8 protein-coding genes are annotated in these 6779 nt (G+C 58.7%); 4 read left to right on the top strand and 4 right to left on the bottom strand.

The window, feature by feature from the left end; all coding sequences use genetic code 11:
* The first annotated feature begins 200 nt into the window (after positions 1-200).
* Complete coding sequence (gene arsH, locus AC0V2Y_RS22185) at positions 201-935, top strand: arsenical resistance protein ArsH (RefSeq protein ID WP_475413840.1); 735 nt, start codon at positions 201-203, stop codon at positions 933-935.
* A 4-nt stretch (positions 936-939) separates the two neighbouring features.
* Here arsH and AC0V2Y_RS22190 read toward each other — a convergent pair whose 3' ends face one another.
* Together AC0V2Y_RS22190 and AC0V2Y_RS22195 are read right to left on the bottom strand one after the other, a co-directional pair.
* Positions 940-1923, bottom strand: a complete 984-nt coding sequence (locus AC0V2Y_RS22190) for an acetoacetate decarboxylase (ADC) (protein ID WP_475413778.1) — start codon at positions 1921-1923, stop codon at positions 940-942.
* A gap of 43 nt (positions 1924-1966) precedes the next feature.
* Entirely contained in the window at positions 1967-3208 is a 1242-nt protein-coding gene (locus AC0V2Y_RS22195; RefSeq protein ID WP_475413777.1) for an NADH:flavin oxidoreductase/NADH oxidase family protein, read from the bottom strand.
* 267 nt (positions 3209-3475) lie between these two features.
* On the opposite strand from AC0V2Y_RS22195, the gene AC0V2Y_RS22200 reads away from it, so the two are divergent.
* Together AC0V2Y_RS22200 and AC0V2Y_RS22205 are read left to right on the top strand one after the other, a co-directional pair.
* Positions 3476-4231 (top strand): type 1 glutamine amidotransferase domain-containing protein, encoded by a 756-nt coding sequence (locus AC0V2Y_RS22200; protein ID WP_475418100.1) that lies wholly within the window; start codon positions 3476-3478, stop codon positions 4229-4231.
* A 16-nt stretch (positions 4232-4247) separates the two neighbouring features.
* Positions 4248-4661: a MerR family transcriptional regulator gene (locus AC0V2Y_RS22205; protein WP_475413775.1), complete on the top strand. Its 414-nt coding sequence runs from the start codon at positions 4248-4250 to the stop codon at positions 4659-4661.
* Between the two features lie 19 nt (positions 4662-4680).
* On the opposite strand, the gene AC0V2Y_RS22210 is transcribed toward AC0V2Y_RS22205, so the two are convergent.
* Positions 4681-5175 (bottom strand): MarR family winged helix-turn-helix transcriptional regulator, encoded by a 495-nt coding sequence (locus AC0V2Y_RS22210; RefSeq protein WP_475413774.1) that lies wholly within the window; start codon positions 5173-5175, stop codon positions 4681-4683.
* Positions 5168-6499 (bottom strand): S41 family peptidase, encoded by a 1332-nt coding sequence (locus tag AC0V2Y_RS22215; protein WP_475413773.1) that lies wholly within the window; start codon positions 6497-6499, stop codon positions 5168-5170. Before AC0V2Y_RS22215 ends, AC0V2Y_RS22210 begins: the two co-directional genes overlap by 8 nt.
* 88 nt (positions 6500-6587) lie before the next feature.
* Between AC0V2Y_RS22215 and AC0V2Y_RS22220 the strand changes: the two genes are divergently transcribed.
* Positions 6588-6779: hypothetical protein (locus AC0V2Y_RS22220; RefSeq protein ID WP_475418370.1), on the top strand; the 192-nt coding region annotated here is incomplete at its 3' end.

Consider the following 6779-nt stretch of genomic DNA (forward strand, 5'->3'; position numbering starts at 1 on the left):
GTGGGGCGTGATGCAGGCGCAAGCGCGAAGCATAGTTTGCTCAACAAGAGCTTGCGCATGATCATATTCTGCTGCACACGATTCAAAAATTGATTGATCTACATCAACATATGCCGGGAGGGAGGCGTTTACTCAGGTGCAAAACAGGCTTCCATCAATTCCATAATTCGACTATTATGGAATTATTGAATAAGGAAACCATCATGCATGACTTGCCCAACATCAGCGCAGCCCACCTCGACACGCCGACCCTCGATAAACTGGCGCCGCCGACGGTGGCCACGCATCCGCCACGCATCCTGCTGCTGTACGGCTCCTTGCGTGAACGTTCATTCAGCCGTTTGCTGACCCTGGAGGCGGAGCGGCTGCTGCAGCATTTCGGCGCCGAGACACGGGTCTTCGACCCGCATGGCTTGCCCATGGTCGACAGCGTCAGCCCTGACCATCCCAAGGTGCGGGAATTGCGCGAGCTGTCGCTGTGGTCGGAAGGCCAGGTCTGGTGCAGTCCGGAACGTCATGGCGCCGTGACGGGCGTGTTCAAGTCGCAGATCGACTGGCTGCCGCTGGAAATGGGCAGCGTGCGTCCCACGCAGGGGCGCACTCTGGCGGTGATGCAGGTGTCGGGCGGCTCGCAATCGTTCAACGCCGTCAACGGCTTGCGCGTGCTGGGCCGCTGGATGCGCATGGTGACGATCCCGAACCAGTCGTCCGTCGCCAAGGCCTACCAGGAGTTCGACGACAACGACCGCATGAAGCCGTCGCCGTATTACGACCGCCTGGTCGACGTCATGGAGGAGTTGTACAAATTCACCCTGGTCGTGCGCGACCGCTCCGATTACCTGACCAGCCGCTACAGCGAGCGCAAGGAATCCATGCCGCTCGATGCGCGCGCCCTTGCCGCGGCGGCCATGGAGCACGAGACATCGGGCAGGTAGCCTGTTAATGACCTATTAATAAGGGTTTCGGCGCATACAGCGCATTTTGAAATTCCGGCACATATTCATATTTCATCATCTTCCCCAGCTTCAATGACTTGAGATAGCTGGAGAAGCTGCCGTCGCCCAGTGCCAGGTCGACCGCTTCCGCGCTCGTGCTCGTTGCATGGCTGAGCTGGCGCGAAACGGCATAGCCATAAGTGAGCGTGCCGGCGCCATCCTTGTTGGTGAAGCTGTTCGTCACCAGCTCGGGCTGGTGCGACAGGCCATCCAGCTTTTTCCCTGCAAAGACAAAATCGAGCTTGCCCGTTGCGCTGTCCATGACTTCAAAGGAGACGGTGTCGTCCGTTTCCTTGCGCTCGATACCGGTCAGCCACTTGGGCAGGTGGTAGCCTACGACACCGCGCACCCTGGCCAGTTCCGTGTTCACGGGCAGCTTGAGCACATAGCCCCAGAAATCCTTCGACAGCGATTGCCCCAGCAAGGTGAAAGGGCCGAAACTGGAGGTGCCGGGCTTGTTCGTCACGATCGCCAGGGAAATTTCATTGTAGCTGTCGTTGTCGCAGTATTCATAGGCGTAGGCCGTCAATGCCACCGCGCCCCGGCCCGGCCATACTTGCAATGGCTGCACCTGCTTCAGTATGTCTTCCGGCATCAGTTCCTTCAGCCTGGCCAGGTCGGCCGTAAAGACGGCTGTGATTTTGCTGTTTTTATAATAGAAATTCGGCGAATACGAGTCAAAGCCGATGGCGACCTTTTCCTTTTTGATTCCCTTGAACCAGCTCAGGTCGAGCTCCGGCGCTTCCGCCGCGATCACCGATAGAGGCGGGTTCGAGCGATAGCGGTCGTACAGGCCGCCGGCCGCCACCGGCACGTCATGGCCGGCGATATTGATGATGACCTGCTTGTTTTCAACAGGATTGTCGGCCCACGACGGGGCTGCGGCGGCACTCCATATCAATGCGGATACCGCCGCGGCAATTTTCATGTTCATTGCTTCCACCTTTCATGTTGGATTGGAATTAATTGAGTCACAGGCCGCCGGGCGCCAGCCTGTTCATCCGGCGGCGATACTGCCGGTTCCTGATGGCGGTTTCCCATTGCTGCATCGCCAGCGCCAGGGCGGGCGCCACATTGGGCTTCGTTGGCTTGCCCTGGCTCAGGCGCCGCAGCTGATACTTGACCATCGCCATATAGCCGATCGACGACAGCACCTTGTTTTTCCAGATAATGGGCCTGAGCAAGGGGCTGGCCGATTGATCGGCACGCCATGCTTTCGGCAGTTGCGGGTCGATGGCCAGCGCCGTTCCCATGCCTGCCATGGCAATGCCGCTGCCCAGCACTTGCTCGACCACCGGGTAGCGGCGTATGCCGCCCGTCACCATGATGGGCATCCGGGCCACGGTGGCGATGTCCTTGGCAAACTCCAGGAAATACGCTTCGCGGGCCAAGGTTCGGCCGTCGCGGGTCTGGCCATGCATGGCAGGGGCTTCGTAACTGCCGCCGGACAATTCGATCAGGTCCACGCCCAGGCTGTTGAGCATGGAAACCACCTGCCTGGCGTCCTCCGAGCTGAAGCCGCCTTTCTGGAAATCCGCCGAGTTGAGCTTCACGGCGACGGCAAAGCCTTTGCCCACGGCTTGCCGCACCCCGTTGACGACGTCCACCAGCAGCCGCGCCCGGTTCTCGAGCGAGCCGCCCCAGCGGTCCGTGCGTTTATTTGTAATAGGGGAGAGGAACTGGCTGAGCAGGTAGCCGTGCGCGGCATGGATTTGCACGCCCGTAAAGCCAAACTGTTCCGCCAGCTTGGCAGAGTTGATAAAGCGTTGCTTCACGTCGGCAATGTCGGCTTCCGTCATTGCACGCGGCGCGGAAAACTGCTTGGAAAAGTTGCCCATATCCATGGGCACGGCCGAGGGCGCGATGGTTTCCTGTCCCATGGCGGCCGGCATCTGGCGTCCGGGATGGTTAATCTGCATCCAGATCTGCGCCCCGCGTGAACGGGCAGTGCGGGACCATTGCTCGAAGCGGGCGCCAAATTGCGTAGAATCGAGCACCACGCCGCCCGGTCCCGTCATGGCGCGCCGGTCGATCATCACGTTTCCTGTGATCATCAAGCCAACGCCGCCGTCGGCCCACGACTGGTACAGGCGGATCAGCTCCTGTGAGGGCGCGTGATCGTTGTCAGCCATGTTCTCTTCCATGGCGGCTTTGGCGAGGCGGTTCGGAATGACGCTTCCATTGGGCAGCGTCAGTGGGGTAAAAGGCTTCATGCTTATCTCCAGGGTTGCGATGACCTCACGATAAGCTTTAAGCTAACTTGAAGGTCAAGCTCTAAAACGCACTTTTTTTGCCTGTGTGCCGTTCGCAACACGGGCTGGAAGAAACGCAGCAGCCTGAGACAACAAACTCCTGCACCGCCCATCTGCCGCTTGACATTCAAGTTGGCTTTAAGCTTATAGTGGCTCACATGGCGCAGGCCACGCAACCATCAGGAGGACGATCCCATGTCAGTTTTCAAGCAGCTTTTCCTCGCTCTCATGCCCATGCTGTTCATGCAGATCGTTGCTGCGGAACCGGCGGCGCCAAAGCGGGAACCAGGCACGGTACTCGTGGTCATGACCAATCATTCCCAGTATCCGAGCAGAAACGACCATACCGGGCTTTGGCTCACGGAACTCACGCACGTGTATGACGCGCTGAAGGAAGCCGGCTATGGCGTCGACTTTGTCAGCCCGAACGGCGGCGCCGTGCCGCTCGATGAGCGCAGCCTGGGATGGCTGTATATGGATGCCGCGGCAAAAAACCACTTGAAAGATCCCGCTTTCATGGCGGCTTTGGCGTCGACACGAGCGGCGGCCGACATCGATCCTGCCGGCTACCAGGCTATTTTCTACACGGGCGGGCATGGCACGATGTGGGATTTCAAGGGCAACCAGGACCTCAAGCACATTGCCGAGGCGATCTACCGCAACGGCGGCATCGTTTCTTCCGTCTGCCACGGCGCCGCCGGCCTGCTCGACCTGCAGGACGAAAACGGCAAGCCGCTGATACAAGGGCGCCGTGTGACGGGCTTTTCGAATACGGAGGAGTCGCTGGCCGGCATCAAGGATCAGGTACCCTATCTGCTGCAAAGCGAGCTCGAGGGCAGGGGAGCGCTATATGATAAAGGCTTCATCCCGTTCGGCAGCTTCGTGATGACCGATGGCCGCCTCGTCACGGGCCAGAATCCCGGATCGGGCAAGGAAGTGGCGCAAGCGCTGCTCGCGGCCCTGCGGAATAACACACCACAATAAGGGAGCGGGAAAAACGATGAAAATCGGCGAACTGGCCAAGCGCAGCGGCCTGGCGGCGTCCACGATACGTTTCTACGAAGCCAAGGGCTTGCTGAAAGCCGTGGACCGGCAATCGAACGGCTACCGCGACTATCCGCTGGAAGCGGTGGCGGTACTGTCCATCATCACCGACGCCCAGCAGGCGGGCTTTTCCCTGGACGAAATCAGGCAAGTCTTGCCTGAGGATATTTCATCATGGAAACATGATGAGCTGATGGTGGCGCTCAAGAAGAAGATCGCCGATATCGAATCTCTGGAGGTGCGGCTGGCGCAGAACAAGGCGCATCTGCTGTCGCTGATTCAGATGATCGAGGCAAAACCCGATGAGCTGGACTGCAAGGATAATACGGCCAGGATCATGGAAAGCATGGGGATTGCCAGCAAAAAATGAAGACAAAACTGCTTGTGCGTCAGGTCAAACGCGCCGCGGAATGGATGCGCTTGTCCAGCGGCTTCTCGTTGAGCGCATCGGCGGCCCGGTCCACGAATTGCCTGACGTCCCCCACCTCGGCAAACAGGCCGGCATAGGCCGCCCGGATCAGCACCGTGCACTGCTCGAATTTCGCGAGCTGCGACAAGCCTTCCTCCGTGGGCACCAATAGCCGTCGCCGGGCATCATTGTCATCGTTCCGATACCGTACGAGGCCCAGACGGAGCAGCTTTGGTATCTTTTGCATGACCAGCTGGTGCGAATGTCCGAGTTCGCGCGCCAGATCCGCGGCGGAGGCCGTGCCGAGCGTTGCCAGAACCGTCATCAGCGAACACGAGCGGACCGGGATGACGATTCCCATCGTATCGAAGACAGTCTTGGATTGCTCGGCGATCAGGACGCTCAGCCGTTCGACAGCGCGGCCGAGAAACACGGCGTCATCGATCGGGGCCGGTTGATGGGTCTTTTTAGTCAAGGCGCTTGTACCTCTGGATGCTGCCATCCTTGTTCACGCGTTCCAGCTCCGTCACTTTTCCGCGCAAGGTATTCAGGCGGTATCGAAAATCCGACACGCCTTCCACGGCGAACAGGTTGGGACCGATCGGCTCAAGCGCGACCCGAAACCGTTCGCGCCAGAGATAGTAAAGCGTGCCATTGTCCAGGATGATCTGGCGGCCTTCATATTTTCCGGCCGCTTTTGTCAACACCGCGGCATCGACGTGCGGGCGCTCGATCGCTGCCGTCAGGCTCGGGAGCAGCCAGGCAAGTTCGGTTCGCCTGGCGTCATCGGTCTTCGCCAGATGTTCAAGCGCCAGCTTGTGCGCCAGAGGAAGCGCGCGAATAGAGGGGCTAGGGATATCAGGTTGCACGCCGACACCTTCGAAATCGCCATGGTCCACGGGGTCCTGGATCTGGCCGATCGGCACTTGCACGAAAAAATCGTCGTTCAGCGGCTTGCGCGCAACCGGATGCGCACCGCCAGCGGTCCGCTCGCCGATCAGCGTAGCCCGCCCGAGCTTCTTCATCGCATAGGAAAACCATTCTGCGGAGGAAAACGACGTGGAGCCGGTCAGGATATAGACGGGCTTGTCCACCATGCGCTTGCCCGGCAGGCCCGGCAGTACCCATTGTCCGCGCTGGATACGCTTGCCATCCTCATTGTAATAGTAGTCGAAGAGCAGCTGGTCTTTCTCGCTGGAGAAGAAATAGCTCGCCAGGAATTGCGCCATTTCCAGATGTCCGCCATTGTTATAGCGCAAATCGATGATGACGGCATCCGTATTGCCGACGAAGCGCATAACGGACGCGGCCGTATCATAGGCAAGCTCGGGATCGGCAAAATAGCTGAACCGTATATAACCGATATTGCCCTGCAGGCGAGCGACCTCGTCGAAACCGAAATTAGCCTCTTCCAACCTGCTCAATTCCTCTTTTCGTATCTTGGCCTTGAGCGCCGGGTTGGCCTTTGCCTTGAATTCCGCGATCCATTGGGAGTCGGCTCCCACGAGGAAATGCAGGTCGCCGCTGACTTTGATGAGATCGTCGGTCAGCTTGCTCGCAAACGCTGCCTTCGTTGCCGCCGAATCATAATCTCCCTTTTTCAGACGCTCCTGAAGCACGGGTACAATTTTTCGCGAGATGTCCGGAAACGCGTAGTTCGTATTCAAGGTGCTGTCGAGGGAGGCGATGATCGCACCCTTTTCGTCTCGCGAGATGCCCGGCACCTCGGCAAATGCGCCCGATGCGCAAATGATGGACAGCGCCGACAGCGCTTGAAGCAGACATGAGTGATAGCGCATTCTAAGGTTTCTCCCCGGTGAGACTCAAGAATACAATATATTGCGCAATATGTTGTAAAAAATTAAGCAACATCGGGCGGCTTCCATCATGTACAAGCAGCACAAGGCGGCAAACGTGCTGAACGACCGTTACCCGATGGCGGCCAAAGCCAATAACAAGGCGCAGCAGCAGGATAATCAACCACCTCAGCCAGTGCAGCGATGGAATGCGGGCGAGTTTTCCGCTTTCAATAGCCGTCAAAAAGCGATGGTGAAGCTCATGGTGCAAGCAGATGGCCGG

The organism is Janthinobacterium sp. BHSEK (assembly GCF_056174685.1).

What these genes read in the sequence shown, in the direction of transcription:
- AC0V2Y_RS22205 (WP_475413775.1), top strand. Translation starts at nt 4,248, where the DNA reads ATGAAAATCGGCGAACTGGCCAAGCGCAGCGGCCTGGCGGCGTCCACG.
- AC0V2Y_RS22195 (WP_475413777.1), bottom strand. Translation starts at nt 3,208, where the DNA reads ATGAAGCCTTTTACCCCACTGACGCTGCCCAATGGAAGCGTCATTCCG.
- AC0V2Y_RS22190 (WP_475413778.1), bottom strand. Translation starts at nt 1,923, where the DNA reads ATGAAAATTGCCGCGGCGGTATCCGCATTGATATGGAGTGCCGCCGCA.
- AC0V2Y_RS22200 (WP_475418100.1), top strand. Translation starts at nt 3,476, where the DNA reads ATGCCCATGCTGTTCATGCAGATCGTTGCTGCGGAACCGGCGGCGCCA.
- AC0V2Y_RS22215 (WP_475413773.1), bottom strand. Translation starts at nt 6,499, where the DNA reads ATGCGCTATCACTCATGTCTGCTTCAAGCGCTGTCGGCGCTGTCCATC.